Source organism: Corynebacterium pseudokroppenstedtii (genome assembly GCF_019754945.1).
GTDB lineage: Bacteria > Actinomycetota > Actinomycetes > Mycobacteriales > Mycobacteriaceae > Corynebacterium > Corynebacterium pseudokroppenstedtii.
Map to the genome: position 1 here is coordinate 1 of NZ_JAEUWU010000002.1, position 21,827 is coordinate 21,827.

Here is a 21,827-nt window from a genome sequence, read left to right on the forward strand (position 1 = left end):
ACGTTAATGGTTCCTACAAAAACGAGCTGATCCATACTCGCAGGTGGGATGAGGTTGTCGAGGTGGAAATCGCGACGTTTGAGTGGGTGTCATGGTGGAACGAGACGAGGCTTCACCAAAGCTTGGGATACCGAACCCCGGTCGAAGTGGAAACCGAATTTTGGGACCAGCACCCGCCGCAAGCAATAATAGAAATCAAGGCAAATGCCTAGGAACAAAACCCGGGGCACTTCACAAAACCCGGGGCACTTCACACCCGCGAATTTAAATGGATATAATTAGACCCATGTTGATTTCAGGTACCGCTTTCTTGCGGTTGCGCACCAACCGCTAAGGCGGTTTCCTACCCCGTAGGTTAAAAACCACTCCGGTCCTTTAGCCGGGCGGCTATTTGTCATGCCCGGCTCCCTTTCAAATCCAAGGAGCACACCTGATGTCTGCATACGGACACGGCCGTCACGAGCATGGCCAAAATTTTCTCACCAACCACAAGATCATCAACTCCATCATCGACCTTGTGAAACAAACCTCCGGCCCCATCATTGAGATCGGACCAGGAAGCGGTGCCCTCACTCACCCGATGGCCCACTTGGGGAGGGCGATAACGGCAGTTGAAGTGGACGCAAAACTAGCTGCCAAAATCACACAAGAAACCTCCTCGGCGGCGGTCGAAGTGGTCCATGATGATTTCCTTAACTTCCGGTTACCCGCCACTCCCTGCGTCATTGTGGGAAACATTCCCTTTCACCTCACCACTGCCATTCTTCGAAAGTTGCTGCATGCGCCAGCATGGACTGACGCTGTACTCCTCATGCAGTGGGAAGTCGCTCGCCGCCGGGCCGGGGTAGGCGCAAGCACGATGATGACGGCTCAGTGGTCCCCATGGTTCACATTTCACCTGGGTTCTCGGGTACCAAGGCCTGCTTTCCGGCCACAGCCAAACGTTGACGGGGGGATCTTAGTGATCCGCCGGGTGGGTGACCCGAAGATTCCGATAGAGCAGCGCAAAGCCTTTCAGGCGATGGTGCACACCGTTTTCACTGCCCGGGGACGCGGGATAGGGGAAATTCTCCGAAGGGCAGGGTTGTTTTCATCACGTTCAGAAACACAATCATGGTTGCGCTCGCGAGGAATCGACCCCGCGACCCTACCTCCCAGATTGCACACCAACGACTGGATCGATCTCTTCCAGGTGACTGGTTCCTCTCTACCTCACCATCGACCCATTTCACCATCGGGAAGTAGTCAACGACCTCCTCAACGGAAAAACCGAAGCCGGCGGCGTTAATCCCCACCAAAACCGAAATCCACCAGTAGTACTAAAAGGGCTCTTCCGGTTTTAGAGTGCATTGATTAGTTCGCCGGGGGTTCGGGCGTGGCACAAGATATTGGGGTCCTCGCTCAATGATATTTCGCAATAGCCAGCAATGAACGCTTGCATTGCGCAAGACGTTACATTATCTTCTGAAACATATAGCGCACCTTGTCCAGGCGGCTGTTTGGACGGCGGGGCTGGATGACTGGCTTGCCGACAGCGGCCTGATACCCTTTCAGTTCTGTAAGGCATACGCTCTGCCCGTTGGTGTAAAAGGCCAGATCAGTACGGTATGCCTGTATACAGCGGGCGGGAATCTCGCCAGTAAAGACAACTTCATCCTTTTTTACCTGGACCGTTTCGATGGTGGCACAGTATTTCGGTGCATCATGATAAGCCCTGGAAAGATATTCCCGGGGCGCATAGAGGGTGAAGGAGAGATAAGGTTCCAGCAGTTGCGTCCCTGATTCCTTCAATGCCTGTTCCAATACAATCGGGGCCAATGAGCGGAAGTCCGCCGGCGTGCTGACCGGACTGTAATAAAGCCCGTATTCAAAGCAAATCTTACAGTCCGTTACGTTCCAGCCGAACAAGCCCTGCTCCAGCCCGTAACGGATACCATCCCTGACAGCGTTTTGAAAACTCTGGTTCAAGTATCCCAGCGAAACCCGGCTCTCGTATTGTACACCGGAGCCAAGCGGGAGTGGTGTAACAGACAGTCCGATGGATGCCCAAAACGGGTTGGGCGGCACCTCGATATGGATGGTGTGGCTGGCTGCTTTGAGCGGCCGCTCCATATAAATGACGGTGGGTTCCTTTACCACTGTTTCAAGCTTGTATTTTTCCGACAGCAAAGCGGAAACAACCTCCAACTGCACCCGGCCCAAAAAAGAAAGAATGATCTCATGGGTGATGGAATCCACCTCGCAGCGCAAAAGCGGGTCAGTATCCGCAAGTTGCGTAAGAGCGTCCAGCAGCCGTTCTCTTTGCGCTGCCGTTTTCGGCGCAATCGACGTCCGCAGCATGGGGAGGGGGTCCTCACGCCACCTTTTACGAGGGAGCCGGGTTGGGTCCCCTAATACATCGTTTAACCTCACGCTGTCGCTGGGAAGGATAACAATTTCACCCGGATAAGCGGTGTCTGTCCGAACAATTTCCCCTTTGGATGGAATACGCATCTCTGTGATTTTCAGCTTTTCTCTCCCGGCCAGGGCCACCGTATCCCGCAGGCGCAGCGTTCCGCTGTATAGCCGTAGATAGACACGCCGCTGGCCGCAATCTGTATACTCCACCTTGAAAACGCTGCCGCATAGGGCGGCGCTCCCCTGTTCCCCAATCGGTTGGAACAGCCCTGTCACCGCATCCATCAACGGTTGAATGCCAAGGCCCTTTTTGGCGCTGCCATAATAGACCGGGAACAGGGAGGCGTCTTGAACCCGCCGCTGTTCCTCCCGCACAAGTTTTTCCCGGCTGATTGGTTCTCCTGCGATATACTTTTCCAATAATTTATCGTTATTTTCGATGACCGCATCCCATGCTTCTATGTCGGTATTTTCCTCCAGGACTATTTCCGGGGACAGCGACACCGTCTGCTTGATGATAATATCGGCGGAGAGCTTATCCCGAACAGACTGAACCACGCTCTGCAAATCAACGCCAGCCTGGTCGATCTTGTTGATAAAGATAACGGTGGGAATGTTCATTTTCCGCAGGGCATGGAACAGAATACGGGTCTGGGCCTGCACGCCATCTTTAGCGGAGATCACCAAGATGGCCCCATCTAAAACAGCCAAAGAGCGGTACACCTCCGCCAAAAAATCCATGTGGCCGGGCGTATCCACAATGTTGACTTTACATCTGTGCCACTGGAAGGAAGTGACTGCCGCTTGAATGGTAATCCCACGCTGCCGCTCCAAAAACATGGTGTCCGTCCTCGTTGTCCCTTTTTCGACGCTCCCCGGTTCTGAAATGGCTCCGCTGGCATATAGCAGGCTCTCCGTCAAGGTCGTCTTTCCAGCGTCTACATGGGCAAGAATTCCAATATTGATTATTTTCATGTGATTGTCCTCCCTTTACTGCCCCGAAGGGCATAAAAATCCCCAGCAGTAAAATACTTTTACCACTGGGGATGATAATTTGCGGACATACACATATACAGCATACACCTGTTTGTGAGTGCTGTTTTTGGGGATATGTCAAAATTGATAAGGCAAAAGTATTCTTAAATTGGGTACAAAAAACTAAGCCCCTACAAAAGGGACTATCATAATCCTTTGTTCCCACTATTTGATTATAGTTTTATTTAAGAATACCTTGCCGCATATTTTTTACTCCTTTTCTGGAATTGAATTATTATATCACATCAGTTTTAGGAAAACAAGTATCTAAAAGAAATTTTTCTTCCCCTTATATGTAACAATCATACCGGCTTCCTAACGTTCAGAATGGTTTCTACTGTCTGCTGCGGTGTTTGGTTGGAATTGTCCAGCCAAAAGCCGATCCGTGGTGTTGTCTGCATTTTACTAAATACAAATTCAATGTATACAGAAAGAAATATATAAGGAGTGGGAGGGATTCCGCCGTAGTCGGCATTGTAGGAAAATCCAAAAGTTTAGATTTTCTCAAAATGCTTATCTTTTGGTCTTTGGTTCGGAATAGTGTAGTGCTGGCGGTCTATCTATTGTTTTCGGTTGCTTGCTTCTTTACCGTACATGAGCATTCAGTGTTGGGGATAAACACGACTGCCGCAGCATCCGGCATGACCAACTCACTATCGGAAAGCGTGGCACCGGGTGCAAGGGTGACAGTCGGCAACGCCAGCACATCGCGTGCAGAAAGCATGCTTGCACGCCGACGTTTACGAGTCCTGCCGGGGTCGGGGTTGGTGTTGTAATCGGCCCAATCCTTCTCTGGTGGCTTGGGGATCAGCGGGGGAATATCGTGTGGGGACATGGGTGCGGACCTCCTTCGGGTTCTGGCCCACAACCAGCCTGCCACCTAGGGCCTTGGCTTTGTAGGAAAAAGGTATCTAATCCATCCGTACAAAACTAAGGACCTACTGTGCAGCCTAACGGAAATGTCATCGTCGATACCATCTGCCGCACCGCAAAACTAGGAACTACTATCACCGGTGCCACAGAAAACGGTGACGTCACTGTTATTGAAGCCGAACCCGTCGAGCCGATCAATGAATGCCCTACCTGCGGGCAGCCTGGAGTATTCCGCGACCACGTCATCCGCAGCCTGGTCGATCTGCCCATCGTCGGCCACCCAACAACTTCATGTGCGCCTTCCACGCTACCGGTGCACCAACAAGCGTTGCTTGCAGAAGATCTTCCGTGCTGGCCTTGCCTGCGCGCCCGACAATTCAAAGACCACGGACCAGGTGACCCACTGGATCCTGCAACGACTCTGCCTAAATCGGATGAGCGTTGCCGCTGCACCCAAGTCATTAGGCCTGGGGTGGGATATGAAGTGTCCCAGGTTTTGTTCCGTTTGATGAAACCCGTTTTTGAAACAACGTACGGAGCACAACGCACGCCGATGCCAAAGCTTCCGCAACATCGACTACCTCATCAAACCCACGACAGTGGGATTCACACCCTCAATCCCCACGCGTGCAATCTTCGCACCTCAAAGATTGAAAAATGAAAGAAACCGGAGGTAACATACCCTTTCGAGTTTGTTACTTCCGGTGGTGCAGTTTGTTCAACTGCTCATCAGGATCTTACGGGGGATAACACTAACACACCCTGACTCTTGGAAAACGCAGCACACAGACCGTGCACACCCTCACCGATAAAATGGGCACCAGTCCCGAAAGGAGAAGGAATGTACACGACCATCACCCTCGCCGCACTCGCAGTACTTTTCGTCTTAATCATCCAGACCATCCGCCGCGAACGGCCAGAAGACCGTATGTATTACGCCGCGCTTGGAGGCAGCATAAGCGCAGCAATGATCCTTGTCCCCTCCTTCCTTTTCACCCAGGCCGGTCTCTCGCGAGAACTGGCCGCACTGCTCATCTCCTTCGGCCTACTAGCCTTGTGGATTACCATTTTCGGACTCCGCCTAAACGCAAGAACTAGCAGGTAAACCTGCATAACACAGAACATATGCTTTAGCATATGGCGGAACATACGCTATAACATATGCCTAAACATATGTTCCGCCATATGGCAGGACTCGCGGGCGCACGAATACGCAGATTCCCGCCCGCAGTAGAGAAAAGGAGGGCTACGGGCTCAGTGTGGGAGTATTGCGAAACCTTCGCGCGCCCATTAGCCTAAAAAGTGACAGCACAGTTCATCCCTGAATTGCGGCTGCACAATAAAAAGGGCCCCAACGAGTGCCAGCTCGTTGAGACCCTCGGGCCTAAAGACCCACGTGAAGCATCGCGGTAACGAGCTTCACGATTACGGTCACAAGAACTATGACCTTGGTAGCCACATCTAGCCAGTCAAGCTTGGTGGCATCAAGGTCTTTTCTTTTGCGACCGGGTGTATCCAATGAGTGTTTACCCATTGTCTACCTCCCTTTACGTCGTAGGGTTGTCCGCTCGCCTGAAAAAGGCGCGCGGGACAGCCCACGTCACGCGCGGGCCTTACCGCGCACCGACGAGGAAGTCACGCCCACGCCCCACCACAGGTGGCGGGGCATGATTGTGAACCGGCACTAACGTTAGCAGCCACCCCTGACGAGACCTAGAAGCATGATTTCACCCCTGCCTTTATAAAAGCCGCCCATGAGGGGAAACCCGTACAGTGCTACTTGCAGCTGCACTCAACACCGCTAATTTCTCTGCCTGTCACCCTATCTAGACGCACGAAAATGCTGGCAGTGCTACATAACTGCCGACATATGCTTTAGCATATGCCTAAACATATGTCCCGCCATATGGCAAGACATATGACGGGGCTCATGGGCGCGCTGATCTACCATCACGGCTGCACTACCCTAGGTGTTTTTCAATGCTCGATACACCGTAGGACGGGTTACCCCAAATTCCCGCGCTAGTGCTGCCTTTGACTCCCCTGCCAATATGCGCCGTTTAATCTCCGCTACTTGCTGCGGGCTAAGAGCGGGTTTGCGGCCTTTGTACTTTCCGGCCTTTTTCGCCAACGCAATCCCCTCCGCCTGGCGCTCGCGGATAATGGCCCGCTCAAACTCCGCGAAGCTACCGAGAATTCCGAGCATTAAATCCGCGCGCGGATCGGACGTGTCTTTCGCAAACGCGAGATTCTCATGCAGGAAAGTAACAGTCACACCCTTGCCGGTAAGTTCATCAACAATACCGCGCAGATCTGTCAGCGATCGGGCGAGACGGTCAATCGACGACACGACAAGTTCGTCACCGTCTCGCACGTACGCCATACACTCGACAAGTCCAGGGCGGGCAGTCTTGGTGCGGCCGGAAATCCTATCTTCAAAAAACCGGTCAATCCTGCCGGAAGCATTGAGTAGTTCTTTCTGGCGCTGATTATTCTGCTCCACCGTGGAGACACGGATATAGCCCACCCGCTGCCCATGCGAACCAGAGTCATTGACCATTAGTCTTCGCTCCGCGAAGGTTTAAAGGCGGCATTCTCTTGTTCTATGACTGCATCACGATACGACTCGATTGCATCCGAGAGGGCATAAAGCTGAACACCGTCGAGGCCATCAGCGTCAGCAAGCAAGGATTGTACAATCCTGCCCAACGCCTGCTGCCCCGACGAGAGTCCACCATGCAGATCTTTCACCCGCGCCAACGCGGGTACAGAGTCAATATGACTTTCAATATGGAAACCGTCAGACGATAACATCACACTCACCACTTTCTGTAAACATAAGGCTTAGACCCCGCTAGACACGTGTAAAACAATGCTAGGAACGGCCCTATTTTACAGGAAACATTCTGCCGCACACCGGCGTAACAATAGGGTGTACCCAAATGAGCGCCACGCTCGTAGTCACTGGCCTTAGGCGCCGTGAACAGGGAGTGACGCGGATCTCTCTCGCAGTAGACATAACTACACCATCCATCCGGTACACTTACGTTGTTCACGATTAAACGATTAAGGAGACGCGCATGTCCACGATGACGAAACGGCGACGCTGGTCGCTGCTGGTGACTGTCGGAGCGGGGCTCCTACTGATCACCCTCGACAACTCGATCCTGTACACGGCATTGCCGACACTGACCGAGGACCTTCAGGCATCAAGCACCCAGAGCCTGTGGATCATCAACGCCTACCCCCTGGTGATGGCGGGCCTGCTGCTCGGTAGCGGGACCCTCGGTGATCGCATCGGCCACACGCGGATGTTCGTCGTCGGCCTGGTGATCTTCGGGTTGGCGTCCCTGCTCGCAGCGTTGGCGCCGTCGCCCGAGGTGCTGATCGGTGCACGCGCTGTGCTCGCTGTCGGTGCGGCAGCGATGATGCCGGCAACCCTGGCACTGATCCGCACGTACTTCACGGTCGAGCGCGAGCGGAACCTCGCGATCGCGATCTGGGGCAGCCTCTCCGTGGTGGGTGCCGCGCTGGGCCCCATCCTCGGCGGAACTTTGCTCGAGAACTTCTGGTGGGGCTCGGTGTTCCTGGTGAACGTGCCCGTAGTGGCGCTGGCGCTGGTTGCTACCTGGTTGATCCGCCCGGCCAATGACCCGGATCCTTCGAAGCGCTGGGATGCCGTGTCTTCGATACTGGTGATGATCGGGCTCGTCGGAACGGTGGTGGCCATCAAGGAGATCGGCCACGCGCCCCCGTCTGTCGCGACCATTGTTGTTGCGCTGCTCGTTGCTGCCATCGGGTTCTGGCTCTTCGTGCGCCGTCAGCGGCGCCTGGAGAATCCGCTGCTGGAGTTCTCCATCTTCCTCAACCCGGCGTTCAGTGCTGGCGTGCTCGCCGCGGCGTTCGCGATGTTCGCCATCGGTGGCATCCAGCTTGTCACCACGCAACGGTTCCAGCAGGTCGTCGGCTTCAGTCCGCTGGAGGCTGGGCTTTTGGTTGCCGTGATTGCCGTGGGCTCGTTGCCGACAGCGCTCCTGGGTGGTGCCTTCTTGCACCGTGTCGGGCTGCTCGCGCTGATCACCGGTGGTCTCGCCGTCGCCACCGGCGGCGTCGTGGTGACGGTAGTCGGGTTCCAATCATCCTTCGGCGTGCTGGTTCTCGGCCTTCTGGTGACGGGTGCCGGTCTCGGAGCTGCCATGTCGGTCGCCTCCACCGCCATCATCGGGAACGTGCCGGTGCGCCGTGCAGGCATGGCCGCTTCCCTCGAAGAGGTCTCCTACGAGTTCGGCAGCCTCATCGCCGTGTCCGTGCTCGGAAGCCTGCTCACGGCCATCTATACCGCCAGTGTTGTCCTCCCCAACGGCGCACCGGCGGCGGCTGGTGACGGTATCGCTGAGGCACTGGAGGCGGCGCAGGGAGACGCCGCCATCATTCAGGCGGCCTCCACGGCCTTCGACTCCGCGTACCTCGTCGTGATGCTAGTCGTTGCCGGCGTCCTGGCAGCGGCCGCTGTCATCACGGGAGTGCTGCTGCGTCGGTACCTGCCTGGCACGCAGTCGCAGCTGCACTCCGAGCACTGACCACGAAAGGACCGCTCATGCGGACCAGCAAACGAGACTCCATCCTCCAAGCCGCCCTCCACGTTGTCGAAACCGACGGCGTCACGGCCGTCACGTACGAATCGGTGGCCGCCGCCTCCGGACTCACCAAAGGTGGGCTGCTCTACCACTTCCCCTCGAAGGACGCCCTGGTGCTCGCGCTGCACGAGCATCTTGCCGAGCGCTGGGACCACGAGATGATCAACGTCCTGGGCAAGGACCCAGACGAGGCAACGCAGGACGAGCGCGTCGCCGCCTACGCCCGCGTGAGCGCTCGCAGCGCCACTGGCCCCGAGCTGCTGTTCATGCTCGAGGCGAGCACCGACAGCGAGCTCAACAAGCCGTGGAGAAGGGTCATCTCCCGATGGATACCCGACCCTGCCGAGATTGACCCGACTGACCCTCGGGCGCTGCAGAAGATGGTCGCGTACCTTGCCGCCGACGGACTCTGGCTTAGCGAATCCGTCGGAGCCGCCCCCCTTCCGCCCGAACTGCGCGCCGCGCTGGCAGAGCACCTCGCCCACTCCGTTGCGGACGCAGCCGGAACCTCGGGCAACGCGGCGATCCGATGAGCGCATCCATCTCGCAGATCTGAACCGATCCAGGTTCGCTGCCGCTGCCTTTCGCCTTCTCAAGAGGCTGCTCGTTCGCGGCCTCGTCGAGTCAGTGCCATACAGGGGCACCCCAGCGGGACAGTTACGGCGCAGTAGTTTGCTGTTGCCAATAGGCTCGGTCTCGCCATTTTTGCGACACATCTGTCGCACTGGGTGTACCCTTTATTTTCTCTCTACTTTGAAGTGACTCTCTTTAGTTAAAGTGGTGCTGTTGCAACTTGGGGCGGGAGCCAAGAAAGCTCCGGCATCAACCAGGACATGGTCTCCATGGCCCAGGAAATCACCGCCGACCCGGCCGAATGCGCCGCCTTAATCCCCACCGGCGTGACCTACATCTCCAAAATCGTTCAGAACCCCGACGCCATCGCGGCCCGCGACTTCACCAACGAGTCCACTGACGCGACACTCAGCGTCGCCGTCTCATCCGACCCGCAGCTGTTGAACCACCCCCGTGACGTGTCGGTATGCGAGTCGATCACTAGGACCCACGCCGGCGGATCCACGTCCTATACTGCGGCACCCATGGAGCTGCGCGTCGACGGCGCCGACTCTGTCACCGCTGCCGAGGTGACCCTGACGCAGTCCTCCTCTCCCCTTTCCGGTGACAACGGCTCCGTCAGTCGCATCGCCTACGTCGAGATCGATGGGGCCACCTACACCGTCTCCGGCTCCCCCGAAGTCGCACTCGAAGATTTCACCCGCATGGTCCAGGCGCAGGCCGAGAAAATCCGCCAGCGATAACACACCGCGGGTCATGCCCGCCCCGCTCCCCGGGCACCGGTGGCGGGCAGGAGACGCCGCCAACAGCGCCGCCAGACACCTGCAAGCAATACAAGCAGAACTGCCCGCTACTTCCCCAATGGCCCGCAACGCCGGCATACTGCGATCCGCGGTCGGGATGATGCACCAGACCTGTTGTTTCTTCAGTGCACCTAAATAAGCTGATTGAGGGCTTGTTACGGTGACGCTTCGGTGCGTCTGGAATCTAACAATGCCAACTTGAGGCACCTCAGTTTATGTTTCGGCTGACTTCTATTCTGTAATAGGTGTTGAGGACCAGGAGCGGAGGGGGCCGTCGTGGAGCCCTTGGAAAAACTGGTATTTTTCTAGCGGGATACGCGCAGGGGGATCGAAGTCGGGAGCTGCCGTTAACTCATTAGTGTGTGGGTCGACAACGCATGCTGGTGTTAGACGTGCCAAATAGCCGTCCGTCCCATAGAAAGCGTCATCATATGGTGACACACCTAGTGGTGCGAGGATGGCTTCTATCTGTTTCTCCCCAAACTGAGACCACATAATCTGCGCGTGTTCTTGTGTAAACGATTCTTGCGGAAACTCAGTGACCTTTGGCAGGGAGTCAAAATTAAAACCGTAATCCTTGAAAGGTTCACTTTGATCCTCAAGGTACGACATGGAACGATGCAGCGTACCATCAGCTTTTAACTGTTTGTGGCTGCTAAAAGATCTGTAGAAGCAGCAATCAAATCGGCCTAAAGGGTCATCGGGCAATTCGGAGGGAAGCGCGCACATCATAAAATCTATTTCTCCATAGCTTGCCCGATGGAAGAAGGCTACATCGTCGGTATCTACCCACGGCGTATGCTTAATTTCGATGTAGTAAGGAACTTGTGACTCAATTTCTTTCTTGCGCGCCAAAAGGTAGGCGAATTCATCAATCCACGGCATCTTTGGCGCTTTGGTAAAGCAGCAAGGGCTAAACACTGCAGTCCATTCTGACTCGGTGGGGACGAATACAAACTGCGTAATGTGATTTTGCGGTTTAAGTAGCTCTGCAAGCTGATTCCTGCCAGCAGATACCTTGTTCGTATGAACCATACATTCGATTGTCTGGCTTTGAAGATAAAAATAAGGCTTTGTATACCGACTTTCTATCCCTGATGCCCACTGCTGAAATTCTTCAACCACGGTAGATAGTGGAAACCGAAGAAGTGCCACAGCATGGGATACCGGTGCGATGGAATTGGTGTAGAAATACTGCGTCATTGTTTTTAGTTCCCCTCGTGTTCGCGGTCCCAGGTGTGTTCGCGACGTTCAAATAAAGCGCATGGCCCGTACTTTTTAGGCAAAGGGTATCCACTATTGATAAGTGTTGCACGCCCAGTGAGGAACTGTCTGTTGAAGGGATCGAGCCCAAAAAGCTGTGCGCATTCGAAGAGATCTTCGGTAGTAAACCGCTTGCGTAGTGGACCTTTTTTGGTTTTGAGTCGTTCTAGTCTGGGGAAAGCAAATTCTTCGCCGTCAGGCCAGTCAGTAAAAGCCTGAAACCGGGATTCTCCTTCCCCGATCCCTACAATAAAGGTATTTTTTCCTCGGATTTCAGCGACAGGGGCGCGTTTGCCGATAGCAGCATCCATATCGTAGGTGTCGATGATGAGGCACTTGTTGCCTGAGCGGTAATTCCACCCTTTGACGATTTTGCGTTCATCTGGCTCATCCACGATACGTAGCTGTGTCATACCGGGAACAAAAGGAATAGAACCGTTATACCTAACGGTTGCGAAAAAGTCGTGATTGTTGCTCGTATCATCGCTGATAAACCACACCCAATCGGGATTCGTGGTTTCTAAGACTGCTGCCCAACGACGAGGAAACTTCGGATCGTGCACCCCAAGGCGTAGCGCATGGGGAAGATCATCGACGGTGGTATCAATGTTCACGTATTGCTGTGACCAGTAACTATTAGCAGCATCCTGAAGTGTAAAGAAAGCACGGGACTGTGCGGCAGCCTCAACCGCATAATCATAAGGTAGCTTCAAAAATAACTGATCATAAGAATAAGGGGCTAGCAGATAGTCAATATCTCGCCGCAGGTACACTCTCATCTTTAGATCCCTTCCCTGAGCGAAGCGACATAGTTGTCTACTCCGTCTCGATTGGCTTTGATGACTTTCCAAAGTTCAGAGGACTCTTCAAGCTTGTCTAGTGTAAGCAACCAAATAACCGCATCCGGATTCGCATCCAACTGCTGCTGTGCATGATGCGGCGCCCTAGACGCAGGTGGACGGTCGAACTCAGTTTTAATTGACACACCATCCTCGTAGGGAATATTAAGATCCGGGCGTCCACGGCTTGTTGTCTTTAGCGCCTTTTGCCCCGTTTCTGAATCAAGGAAGTAGTCGGCATCACGTTGGTTAATACGTGCTATTAAGCCGTCTCTTCCCTTTGCCAAGATCGCTTGAGTTTGGGCAAACTGATTTTGTGCTGGCGTTAGGCCAACTGTGCGCTTTTTAACATCCAAAGGATTGGGTGCCTTGCGCAATCCAATGCTGTTGAGGATATGCACCTTCTCTAAAACTAAATAATTTGCTAAAACGCCAGATAGACACATGTACAGACTCGATTTTCGCGTCTCGCGAAAGGCGGTCAAAATAACCTATATAAGGGGTATATAACTCTAAACTAAACATTTACACTGCACATTCAGTCTGGGCAGTGTACACATTGCACGTCAACGATGCACTTAGGTGGGTGAAGCGGTGGCTGGCATTGTTCATGAAACCCAGGAGTACCTGTGCGCCCTATTCATCAAGGCCCACGGCGAAGATGGAGACTACGAGTACGCGCTAGACGCCGCCAACAGCGCAGCCAAACACCTGCAAGCAATACTGGCAGAACTGCCCGCTACTTCCCCACTGGCGCGCGGCGCAACGAAATCTGTCACCAACGGCGACCCGCAGATAGCCTAGATGAACTTCTAGGCTTAGCCACCAGCCTCAAAGAGCGGCTGGAAGGCGTTCAATAAAGGAAAATCCCCAGTACTTCAACATTTCCTGTAACGATACGGGCTACCGGAGGTCCCCTGCTGGTGTCAAAGCTCGGTAATTAAGGAAAGGTTTCCTTCACGTGAGGTTCTATCTAACTGCCTGGCGGCAGAGGAACCGTATATTGCTTATTACTGAACCCTTGTACCATGAATCTGGGCACGCCAGCGACCATGGATAGTGGTCAGGGGCGTGAACACTGGTGAGCAGATAGCAGGGCGCTTGTGTAAGGCAATTCGCCGGCGCATTCGCGTATCAGTATGCGTAACAAAAAAGCGCTCACGCGCAAACGAGCACCAGGACGTGACAATCACACGGGCAAGGAAGTCACGCCCCGCGACTTCCGCAGCAGCCCCAAACCTAGAACTATACGCAACGGATTAATCGCCGCATCCGGTCTTCAAAAACTCATCGCACTTGTGTGCTCATGTCAAAAGTTTTATTAGCTGGCGATCTACTGCGGATGCTCTTCGCTATAGCGCAGCAAGGTTTCCGCAACAAGCTGGGCTCCAAGCAGAGCTTCGTCACGCAACTGTGCTTCGGAGTACTCAAGGTACTTAATGATTCGATGCTCAGCGTGGATAACACTCGCAGTCTGCTGGTCCGCACGGAAGACAACCGGCCAAAACGCACGATTATTAAAGTCGCTAATCCAATTAAGATCCTCTGCTTCAGGCTGACGCGCCTGGATCATCCCACCAATACCAATATTCGTGCCCTGATCAACGATGTAGATAGGAACCCCATTGACCTGAGTCAACAACCCACCAGTCGACAACTGCGAACAGCTAAGCCCCTGGGTAGAAAGCGCCTCCCCAATAGACGCGACGGATGCTTCACGCAACGCTGGCTTCTTCTTTCCAAACAGTCCCATGGTCTTACTCCGTTCCTTCAAAAAGTTCTTCAATCTTTCCCAGCGCGTTGAACCCGACATGCAAGCTGGCGTCGATGAGCGTATCCAGCTGGAATTGGGACACACCTTGGGTGAAGTTGAAGTGATTGCGGAAGACAATCGTCCGGCGTCCCTCGATGAGATTAGGAACCACTTTGCCGAAAGCCAGGTTGTCATTCGTCGCATTAATAGCGTTCATTGCCACCAGCTTCTTGTCCGACGGGATCGTTCCAAAAGACTCAATGCGAACAGTAAAATACTCACCGTCGGGAACGAAGATGGCAACACCTTGCGGAAATTGGGAGCCCCACTTGCCGTTGTCCTCTCCCGCAGAAATCTCCAACGTATCCAGAGACTTGACGAGCATGGGAGTGGAGAAAGTCGTGATGTCTTTATAAGAACTCATTTTGCTCCTACTTAATTAGGTATTGATGAGACGTATGAGGCCTGCTCAGTCTACGACGAATTCAACGAAACTGTCAGGCCACACACATCCGTGTAGCTGGCAGTATTCCCCATTAACAGAAGTTTAGGTTCGGAAATGAAACAGCACATCGATAAACAAATACCGCCAAAACTCCCAAAGCCTATAAGAAACCCTCACTGACCAGTCTTCTTCAAGTGAGAGGTTACCTAACTGCCTAACGGAAGAAGAACCGTATATTGCTTATGGCATGACCCCCTACTCCGGGATCGCCCCTTACGTCACTCCTGTGGGAGTTTGACTTCCGCCGAGTGTTAATACGGAATGTATCGACAGTAAACAATTTTCGTTATACGATATTTTCATGCCTGTGAACATCACTCAAGATCAGCTCGACACGTGGGTTTCCGAAGCAGAAGAAGGCTACGATCCAGAAGTGTTGAAAAAGCGCGGACGCGGACGCCCCGGTCGCGGGGCGGAGCCTGCTCAGGTCGTTGCTGTACGCCTCACTGTCGATGAACTTAGCGCTCTAGATCGCCTAGCTACGAAAAAGAATCTCACCCGATCTGAGCTTGTTCGCCAAGCAATCAGCACGCTCACGGCGGCATGAAAGCAGCCAAATCTGCCACTAAGCACGGTATCGCAGAAGCCGATGGAATCCATGCAGCTTCCTATCCGCTGTGGATAGAGCCTCTTGATGATAACCCTGGCCAGTGGAGGGAACTCCGCCTCGGTTTTGATACCCATGCTCGACTGCTGGAAACCGTCGTTGTTGTTGCCTCCGATGGGGACGAACTATTAATCCATGTGATGAAAGCTCGCCCGCACTACAGCAAGCTCCTCGAATAACGTCCTGATACGTTTAATCCGGTTTTCGCCTGCGTCCCCTAGGGGAGATCCCCGCTGCCTTTAACGCGCGATTAATAGTCTGCCTCAAGACTCCAAACTCTTTCATCTCGCTCTGAATAGTCAGCCACCCACCTATCTCCGCTTCTGCTTGAATAAACCAACCCGCGATAGTCAGCCGGACACTCCTCGCAGCTTTTGCGCGTTTCTTACTGGCGGTTTTCAGTTTGTCGCGCTGTACCCTAATGTCCACTAATGATGTCTTGTGTTTTGAGGCATTCCCTATTAACTACTCAATGTGAACGCAATAACCCTGGAATAAGAATCCAGTTCTCGTCTCAATAAGGTGCAGTAAGTCTTATTTAGTACGGAGTCTTCCGTTTTATTAATAGGGTGTACCACACTGATACACCCTCTGCCTTAATCAAGAGGTGACGGCATTTATCATATGGATATTCCGTTGAATTTCCGGATCACAATCAAGCACAAATAGATCCCAGAGGGAACCCTCTGCCATCGCTCGACACATTAACGGCTTTTACATGACTGGTAAATTCCCTAGGTACTGTCTCTTCACCTAATGCCAAATCACGCCATAGCCGAGAGACACCAGCCCCTTCCATCGCGGGTTCGTCAACGTCTTTAGCCACACATGAAAGGCTATACAAACCCCATTCAGATTCATCAAATGGGTAAGTGCCAAAGTCTCGCATATCCCTACGGAAATCTTGCATCATGACTTCGCGAATTACTCCGTCTCCCCCACGTGTAATTTCGTCAGTTACATAGAGTATCTCTGTGATATCTCGAGCCTTATCCACTCTTTTTAAATACTGTTTATGGAATTGTTCAAGGTCAGACTCTCGAGCGAGGAAGTAAGTTGTAAAAAGAAGAGTTTCGCCCAACATATTAAATCGGATCACCTTTTACTGTGAAAGCTCCAGAATTTGCATACCTAGGCTGAGGGTAGCAGTGTCTTTTATGCACATTTTCCGAATTTGTTCATGTACAAATCCGCATCTTTCTCCGCCTTTGATGGAAGTGCGCAATTTACTACCGCCAATCTTCCCGCCATCGCTGTTGGCAGGAGGTCGAGAATGTAACTCCACTGTAGCGGAGAAGTGTAACCCAATTAAAAAATTAACGATATCAGACAGTTAAGATATTCTTTCCAGCGCTCGACATGCGAGGCTGCGAGAGTCGTGTCTAATTTTTCCCAAACGCTACGGTTGAGCGGTGTCGCCCCCGAGGAACGTGGACAGATTGGTTGCCAGCTCTCGCAGCACTCCCTCGGAGAAGCGCTTCACAGACAGCTACTGTAGCCAGGTGATCTTCACGCGGTGCGGGTCGAATTTCTTAGCGCCAGGCTTGCCAGGCAGAATGCGAATTTCCATTAGCAGCCGAGTCAGCCGTCGCTTATCCTCAACAGAGGCACCGCCCCACCACTTGGCAAAGTCCGGCACGTCGACAAGTTCTACAGCAAGGGGGTCAGCAGCATGACTGGTCGTTAGTTCACGCATTTTTCCATCAAGACCTGCAATCTGAGCTTCAATTTTCTTTGACATTCGCACGAATGTTGGCATGTCAATCTCTTCATCGATAGCAGAATTTTCAATCTGCTCACGCTTGGCCAACAGCGCGTTTCGCCGTCCTGAAAGTTCTTGGAGTCGTTCGGTAAGGGTGTTGTTCTCTGGTGCCAAGGCCTTACGCAACGCATCCACGGCGTCAGGTTGCTCCATGCGTTTAAGAATGACAGCTTCGATAAGATCATCAACCTCAGCACCGATAGAGACATGGGTACCGCCCGGCTCAGAGCGCTTGCAGGTATAGAAACGACGAGGTTTACCATCCGTGTTCCGCCGACTACGCGAATACATCGGTTCTCCGCAGGTGCAGGTCAGGACAGAAGCGAGGAAATAGCGCGGTGCGTTACCGCTATGTGAGAGCCGCCGCGACGGGTCGCGCAAGATTGCATCGAGCTTTTCACCTGTAACCTCGTCGATAATCGCAGACCAGTTGCCTTTACCAATGATTTTGCGATCTTTAACAAGACGTTTCCCCGTATCCGGGTCAGTTGGGTTGAACGTACTCAAGCCGCGCACGCGTGGGTTGAGTAAAATGTCTCGCAGCGTTGGCGCCGACATAGGCCTGCCTGAAGTCGCAGTAAGACTGCGTGCATGAAAGACCTCGCGCACGGTTTCGCGCAGAGTCTTTCCAGCAATGACCATCGCGGCGGCGTCGAGAATAGCCTTGGCCTCTTCGTCGATGATGGTCTCAGCGTCAGCCTCGTAGCCGAACATACGCCGCCCGCCTGTCTTAGGCCGCCCTGTCCGGGCCCGGTCTTCGTAGGCAGCTCGGATACGTGCAGCACGATCAATAGACTCCTGCTCAGCAATCAGACCAAGAATCACGATAGTGAGCCGCGATGCAGGGTCTGAAGGGTCAATGTTGTAGCCACGGTTCGCTTTGACGGTGACGTTGTACTTCTCGCACAACTCAAAGAGCGCCAATGTGTCTTTGGTGCGACGGGTCAGCCTATCGAGTGCGTAGACGTAAACAACGTCAATCTCGTGGTTCTCGATGGCGTGAATAAGCTTGTTGTAATCAGGGCGAGGGTCGCCAGAGAAGGCGGAGATGTTGTTGTCCACGTAGGTGGCGACCACCTTAGCCTCGTCAGCCTCAGCCTGCTTAGTGGCGAGGTGAATTTGCCGTTTCACACCGGCTTCTTCCTGCTTATCCAACGAAATACGTGCGTAAATCGCCGCACGCTGTGATGTAGTCGCTGTCATATGCCCTATTGTACCCCAAACCCACATTCCTTATTGCCCGAGCCGGTCGCGCCGACGCATAAACCATGCGGCCCCGATCCACCCTCCGCGGATTCTTTGATGTCCAGGTAGAAGGGGTCTCCGTCACTGTTGAGGCCCAATGGGATGCGAAGACGCTCCGCTCCCCGCTTTTCAATCCATGCCGACGACGGTGAGACCAGAAGAGGTGTCGCCACACCGAGCACAAGTTCTACTTCGTCGATTCCTTCCGAGGAGTGCTCAGCGAGCACGTCAGCCGTCGGCCGCGTGTACCGTGCCATCGAGCGGGCGAGAACATCAAGTTCCTGCTCAGAAAGCATATCGGCCTGGGCAAAAGTATCCAGGCCCGACGTCGTTAATGCAGAAATCATTCCATGATCAGCTCGAAGCGCGATGCCCTCGTCCGCAGCGTGAGCTTCCCACTGTTCCATCACATGCCGACGCTGCTGGCGCTGGGTTTCCGGCATCACATCCTCGTCAGGCGTGCCGACGACAATCACGCTGGTCACCGCCGGGTGATGTGCAACGGTGAGAGGCGCAGCACCGTCGATAATGAGAACAACTTGAGGCCCAGAGTCATCGCGAGAGACAGAGGCGCCAGACCTATCCGACCACAATTCGTCCAAAGCCTTCACGACTTCCTCGGGATCGGAGAACGCCTCCTGACCGTCCGAATGTGGAACCCAGGGCAGCCATGGCCACGATCGCGGATGGCCGCACACCATAATCCGAACAGCCTCCGGACCATGCAGAGTGACTAACTGAGCCAGCAGCGCGCGAACGACTTTCCGACCGTCGGCCCCACCGATATACACCGTCGAAAAGTCACCCAATGCCAGACACACTGGGACATCCGAGAGCACCAATGATTCTCTGAGCGCGCGGCGCAAAGCCAGGGCACAAATCGGATCAATATCTTCCACCGCATTAGTTTCCCCAATGCTCACGTGGGTTCGCGCGCGTTGGGACGCTGTTCCGATGCGCACATGGGTAAAATCGTCGTCGTACCAACCCCGCTCCCACATGCGGGCACTTCCCACAAAAAGCATCAAGGCATGGGGATCGGGATCCACAAATTCCATCATGGAGCGCTGCTGTTCAGCGTCTTCCCTGGATTCTCGGCGACATCGGTCAATGTGCCTCAGATACACGCGGCGTCGTTCGTCGACAGACTGAGCCTGATTCCCCGTCACCATCCCCACCATGGACGCGACCATGATCAGCGGAAAGAGGTAGGTCATAGGGTTAGCCGCGTTTCCGGAAACAACCATGATGGCAACCATCCCCAGCACCGCGACCACCATCACCAAAGGCAAAAGCCGACGAAAAAGCGGCTGCTGAGGGGAACGCGGAGCCTCTGGCGGCTGATCGACAGGGATCTCACGAGGTTCCGGAAGCTCCGGGCACCATCTGTCGGCGTAAGGAACGACTGTCTGCTTCAACGTCGCTGTGGAAGATTCATCTTTCCCGTCGGCACACTCAGGTGAACGACACACCACCGACTGCGCGGATGAATTCCCCACTGAATGCCCCCTAGCCACCTGCGGCTGATAACGATCAACACAGCATGGATCCCCTCAGACTGTGCAATGTGGGTAGTATATGCGAAACTTGTTATCCGGCATAGCATTTGGGGGAAATGGGGGATACATGCCATACACGAACACGCGCGATTTTCGCAGGTCAAACGCATATAAAACGGGGGAAGACAACGAATTCACGATGAGCCCACGGATCGATCTAACGCGAACACGAATACGCATCATTCTTGAGCTGCCCGATGAATCATTCGCCAGTTTGGGATTTCAGCAAAACGATAGCGGTGAAATAAATGAACCGGCAAGCAACGATGACCGTGAATTATCTGTTTACCCTACTGACTTTTCAGCACATAACTCTTTATTCAGTAACCTTTTAATCAACGACGATATCCGCGAACCTCTCCACCGACAGTGTCTCGATGTCACGGTGCTTACGCACCAACCGGCAACAGAATTAATTAGTGACCTGGTGGATTCTCTCCGAGAACGGCGAGTTCTTGACACCGCCGCCCCACCAACACCGTGGCGGCTCATAACCAGTAGCGGACACGCTATTCAGTATGACGCATCATTGGCAGATTACGAGGTTCAACCTGGCGATACACTCTTGCTAACCACGCGTCCGTGGTCCGGCCACGATATTCACATCACCACTGCGGAAGCTCTATCTCAATCCCGCGATAATCACTTTTTCGGTCACATCATTAACCGCGGAATCTTACCCATCACGATTATGACGTTGGTGGCATTGTCACTTATTCCCCAACTGGTCAATGTGATTTCCAAGAATTGGGGACTCTGGGACGAAATTACGTCGATCACCCGACATAATCCTCCCTTGGACTCCCCCGATGAGCATGGGTACTTCTTATCTCTCTTCGCTTATTCGTCACTATTTCCGTGGTGGTGTCTCGTCGCTATTGCTTTACTCTCCTCTTCTTTTTGCGTATTTCTTGCTTATATTAAGACTCACCACACAATAAAGCCCTCGGGTATCAATGGGAGCGGAGAAAAGGATACAAACTATCCATCACAACCTGATGTGCAATACGCATCCTTGTGGACTCGGAATTCTCCCCCGCATAGTTCCTACGTCCTTGAGTCAACAGGATTGTGGTGGGCGGCTGCATGGGCGCTGGGCACTCTGAGCTGGTCATCTCCCTGGATGGCGGTATCCCTCGGCTGTCTCTGCACAGCATTGGTATGCGGAGCAGTAACTTTCTTTCATCTCAGCGTTTTTAAGAAAAATTCCACAACAGTGGTGGGCAATTCAATAGGGAGAATTCCCGGCGCGATTAATAAATCATCGGACATCATTCCCGCCATCGCTCTCCTCATGTTTTCCGGGATCATGGCTCTCCCGCTGGGGCTAACTTTCTTCTCCTTAGTGACCCCTCAAGTCGTTTTTTGCGTCTGGCTGCTGCTCGCACTTTTCATCCATTCGTGGACCGGGATGCTCGCACTCCGGTGCGCTGGGGTTCGTCCGGACCCTGTCCCGTCGACAGGGAGTGAGCTCGATGAGGCCGATAGCCCACCTCTGCCCGATCGCCCGCACCGTGTCCACCTGGCACACGACATTCATACGGGCATGTCCACGGGCTGCGCGGCCGTCATCGTTCTTTCTGCTCTATGCCTCGCGTGGTCCTCTCCGTCGGCCGGAACAGCGTCGCTCATCCTGGTCATTGCCATCGCCGAGGGGCTTCGCGCGCGCCTGCAAGCCCGGCATTCCGTTCAGGCATTGGCCCGAGCAACGTCGCTCGTGTGCCTCGCCGTTACATCGCTGACTCTGTTTTTGGCGGATTATCCCGTTGGGACGATGCACACGGTGGCTCTAGCAGCAGGAACGTCTGTTTTCGCCTTGCTGTTGGTTATCCCGGTCCTGCCGCAATGGAGAGTAACGGACCCCACGATTCAGAAGGCGATTGAGATTATGGAAGCCATCATGACGGCTGCGGCGATACCTCTCGCGTTGTGGGTGGCTGGGATTTTCACCGTCATTCGTGGGCTGGGGTAATCGT

General features: G+C 53.8%; 24 protein-coding genes and 1 pseudogene. 12 read left to right on the forward strand and 13 right to left on the reverse strand.

Translation table 11 applies throughout. The features are described from left to right. The 3 genes from JMN36_RS02950 to erm all read left to right on the forward strand — a co-directional run. Nucleotides 1-212 (forward strand): integrase core domain-containing protein (locus tag JMN36_RS02950; RefSeq protein WP_221923836.1); only part of this gene is annotated, 212 nt, incomplete at its 5' end. 74 nt (nucleotides 213-286) lie between these two features. Then, complete coding sequence (locus JMN36_RS11065) at nucleotides 287-334, forward strand: erythromycin resistance leader peptide (RefSeq protein ID WP_011116968.1); 48 nt, start codon at nucleotides 287-289, stop codon at nucleotides 332-334. Between the two features lie 99 nt (nucleotides 335-433). Next, nucleotides 434-1,288 (forward strand): 23S ribosomal RNA methyltransferase Erm, encoded by an 855-nt coding sequence (gene erm, locus JMN36_RS02960; protein WP_016459102.1) that lies wholly within the window; start codon nucleotides 434-436, stop codon nucleotides 1,286-1,288. A gap of 164 nt (nucleotides 1,289-1,452) precedes the next feature. Here the strand turns inward: erm and tet(W) are convergent, their stop codons facing one another. Both tet(W) and JMN36_RS02970 read right to left on the reverse strand, forming a co-directional pair. Continuing rightward, nucleotides 1,453-3,372 carry a tetracycline resistance ribosomal protection protein Tet(W) gene (gene tet(W), locus JMN36_RS02965; RefSeq protein WP_000691721.1) on the reverse strand — a complete coding sequence of 640 codons (1,920 nt, stop codon included), beginning with the start codon at nucleotides 3,370-3,372 and terminating at the stop codon, nucleotides 1,453-1,455. A 616-nt stretch (nucleotides 3,373-3,988) separates the two neighbouring features. Continuing rightward, nucleotides 3,989-4,267, reverse strand: coding sequence for a hypothetical protein (locus tag JMN36_RS02970; RefSeq protein WP_005391230.1), 279 nt, complete (start codon nucleotides 4,265-4,267; stop codon nucleotides 3,989-3,991). Nucleotides 4,268-4,375: 108 nt separating this feature from the next. Between JMN36_RS02970 and JMN36_RS02975 the strand changes: the two are divergent. Both JMN36_RS02975 and JMN36_RS02980 read left to right on the forward strand, forming a co-directional pair. Further along, nucleotides 4,376-4,793, forward strand: a pseudogene (locus JMN36_RS02975) (transposase family protein); the annotation flags it as partial. Between the two features lie 353 nt (nucleotides 4,794-5,146). Further along, nucleotides 5,147-5,410, forward strand: coding sequence for a hypothetical protein (locus JMN36_RS02980; RefSeq protein ID WP_011117479.1), 264 nt, complete (start codon nucleotides 5,147-5,149; stop codon nucleotides 5,408-5,410). A 279-nt stretch (nucleotides 5,411-5,689) separates the two neighbouring features. Here JMN36_RS02980 and JMN36_RS02985 read toward each other — a convergent pair whose 3' ends face one another. The 3 genes from JMN36_RS02985 to JMN36_RS02995 form a co-directional block, all read right to left on the reverse strand. Continuing rightward, on the reverse strand, nucleotides 5,690-5,839 hold the full coding sequence (locus tag JMN36_RS02985; RefSeq protein ID WP_011117478.1) for a hypothetical protein: 150 nt from the start codon (nucleotides 5,837-5,839) through the stop codon (nucleotides 5,690-5,692). Between the two features lie 432 nt (nucleotides 5,840-6,271). After that, nucleotides 6,272-6,865, reverse strand: coding sequence for a recombinase family protein (locus JMN36_RS02990; RefSeq protein ID WP_011117489.1), 594 nt, complete (start codon nucleotides 6,863-6,865; stop codon nucleotides 6,272-6,274). Next, the gene (locus JMN36_RS02995) at nucleotides 6,865-7,119 is read right to left on the reverse strand and encodes a hypothetical protein (RefSeq protein ID WP_034659529.1); all 255 of its coding nucleotides are present in this window, start codon (nucleotides 7,117-7,119) and stop codon (nucleotides 6,865-6,867) included. The genes JMN36_RS02990 and JMN36_RS02995 overlap by 1 nt, the downstream gene beginning before the upstream one ends. 266 nt (nucleotides 7,120-7,385) lie before the next feature. Between JMN36_RS02995 and JMN36_RS03000 the strand changes: the two genes are divergently transcribed. The 3 genes from JMN36_RS03000 to JMN36_RS03010 all read left to right on the forward strand — a co-directional run bounded on the left by JMN36_RS03000 (nucleotide 7,386) and on the right by JMN36_RS03010 (nucleotide 10,258). Beyond that, complete coding sequence (locus JMN36_RS03000; protein ID WP_046203754.1) at nucleotides 7,386-8,885, forward strand: MFS transporter; 1,500 nt, start codon at nucleotides 7,386-7,388, stop codon at nucleotides 8,883-8,885. Nucleotides 8,886-8,902: 17 nt separating this feature from the next. Further along, nucleotides 8,903-9,475 (forward strand): TetR/AcrR family transcriptional regulator, encoded by a 573-nt coding sequence (locus JMN36_RS03005; protein WP_046203753.1) that lies wholly within the window; start codon nucleotides 8,903-8,905, stop codon nucleotides 9,473-9,475. A gap of 366 nt (nucleotides 9,476-9,841) precedes the next feature. Next, nucleotides 9,842-10,258: a hypothetical protein gene (locus JMN36_RS03010; RefSeq protein WP_152647017.1), complete on the forward strand. Its 417-nt coding sequence runs from the start codon at nucleotides 9,842-9,844 to the stop codon at nucleotides 10,256-10,258. A gap of 291 nt (nucleotides 10,259-10,549) precedes the next feature. Here JMN36_RS03010 and JMN36_RS10650 read toward each other — a convergent pair whose 3' ends face one another. From JMN36_RS10650 to JMN36_RS10655, 3 genes are read right to left on the reverse strand one after another with little or no spacing between them, the layout of a single operon-like run. Continuing rightward, nucleotides 10,550-11,521, reverse strand: coding sequence for a hypothetical protein (locus JMN36_RS10650; protein ID WP_235429019.1), 972 nt, complete (start codon nucleotides 11,519-11,521; stop codon nucleotides 10,550-10,552). Nucleotides 11,522-11,526: 5 nt separating this feature from the next. After that, nucleotides 11,527-12,360 (reverse strand): hypothetical protein, encoded by an 834-nt coding sequence (locus tag JMN36_RS03020; RefSeq protein WP_046203744.1) that lies wholly within the window; start codon nucleotides 12,358-12,360, stop codon nucleotides 11,527-11,529. Between the two features lie 2 nt (nucleotides 12,361-12,362). Then, nucleotides 12,363-12,866: a hypothetical protein gene (locus tag JMN36_RS10655; RefSeq protein ID WP_235429018.1), complete on the reverse strand. Its 504-nt coding sequence runs from the start codon at nucleotides 12,864-12,866 to the stop codon at nucleotides 12,363-12,365. 148 nt (nucleotides 12,867-13,014) lie between these two features. Here JMN36_RS10655 and JMN36_RS03030 point away from each other — a divergent pair, with 148 nt between their 5' ends. Further along, the gene (locus JMN36_RS03030) at nucleotides 13,015-13,224 is read left to right on the forward strand and encodes a hypothetical protein (protein WP_235429017.1); all 210 of its coding nucleotides are present in this window, start codon (nucleotides 13,015-13,017) and stop codon (nucleotides 13,222-13,224) included. Nucleotides 13,225-13,753: 529 nt separating this feature from the next. Here the strand turns inward: JMN36_RS03030 and JMN36_RS03035 are convergent. Continuing rightward, nucleotides 13,754-14,173 carry a hypothetical protein gene (locus JMN36_RS03035; RefSeq protein WP_046203743.1) on the reverse strand — a complete coding sequence of 140 codons (420 nt, stop codon included), beginning with the start codon at nucleotides 14,171-14,173 and terminating at the stop codon, nucleotides 13,754-13,756. Nucleotides 14,174-14,177: 4 nt separating this feature from the next. Continuing rightward, complete coding sequence (locus JMN36_RS03040) at nucleotides 14,178-14,597, reverse strand: hypothetical protein (RefSeq protein WP_049377187.1); 420 nt, start codon at nucleotides 14,595-14,597, stop codon at nucleotides 14,178-14,180. Nucleotides 14,598-14,979: 382 nt separating this feature from the next. Between JMN36_RS03040 and JMN36_RS03045 the strand changes: the two genes are divergently transcribed. Then, nucleotides 14,980-15,225: a ribbon-helix-helix domain-containing protein gene (locus JMN36_RS03045; RefSeq protein ID WP_046202910.1), complete on the forward strand. Its 246-nt coding sequence runs from the start codon at nucleotides 14,980-14,982 to the stop codon at nucleotides 15,223-15,225. Continuing rightward, entirely contained in the window at nucleotides 15,222-15,464 is a 243-nt protein-coding gene (locus JMN36_RS03050; RefSeq protein WP_046202909.1) for a hypothetical protein, read from the forward strand. Before JMN36_RS03045 ends, JMN36_RS03050 begins: the two co-directional genes overlap by 4 nt. 476 nt (nucleotides 15,465-15,940) lie before the next feature. On the opposite strand, the gene JMN36_RS03055 is transcribed toward JMN36_RS03050, so the two are convergent. The 3 genes from JMN36_RS03055 to JMN36_RS03065 form a co-directional block, all read right to left on the reverse strand. After that, nucleotides 15,941-16,369 carry a hypothetical protein gene (locus JMN36_RS03055; RefSeq protein ID WP_046202907.1) on the reverse strand — a complete coding sequence of 143 codons (429 nt, stop codon included), beginning with the start codon at nucleotides 16,367-16,369 and terminating at the stop codon, nucleotides 15,941-15,943. A 405-nt stretch (nucleotides 16,370-16,774) separates the two neighbouring features. Next, nucleotides 16,775-18,277 carry a recombinase family protein gene (locus tag JMN36_RS03060; RefSeq protein WP_046202906.1) on the reverse strand — a complete coding sequence of 501 codons (1,503 nt, stop codon included), beginning with the start codon at nucleotides 18,275-18,277 and terminating at the stop codon, nucleotides 16,775-16,777. After that, nucleotides 18,256-19,791: a hypothetical protein gene (locus JMN36_RS03065; protein WP_221923837.1), complete on the reverse strand. Its 1,536-nt coding sequence runs from the start codon at nucleotides 19,789-19,791 to the stop codon at nucleotides 18,256-18,258. The genes JMN36_RS03060 and JMN36_RS03065 overlap by 22 nt, the downstream gene beginning before the upstream one ends. 127 nt (nucleotides 19,792-19,918) lie before the next feature. Here JMN36_RS03065 and JMN36_RS03070 point away from each other — a divergent pair, with 127 nt between their 5' ends. Next, nucleotides 19,919-21,823 (forward strand): EsaB/YukD family protein, encoded by a 1,905-nt coding sequence (locus JMN36_RS03070; protein ID WP_204087521.1) that lies wholly within the window; start codon nucleotides 19,919-19,921, stop codon nucleotides 21,821-21,823. Nucleotides 21,824-21,827: the final 4 nt, after the last annotated feature.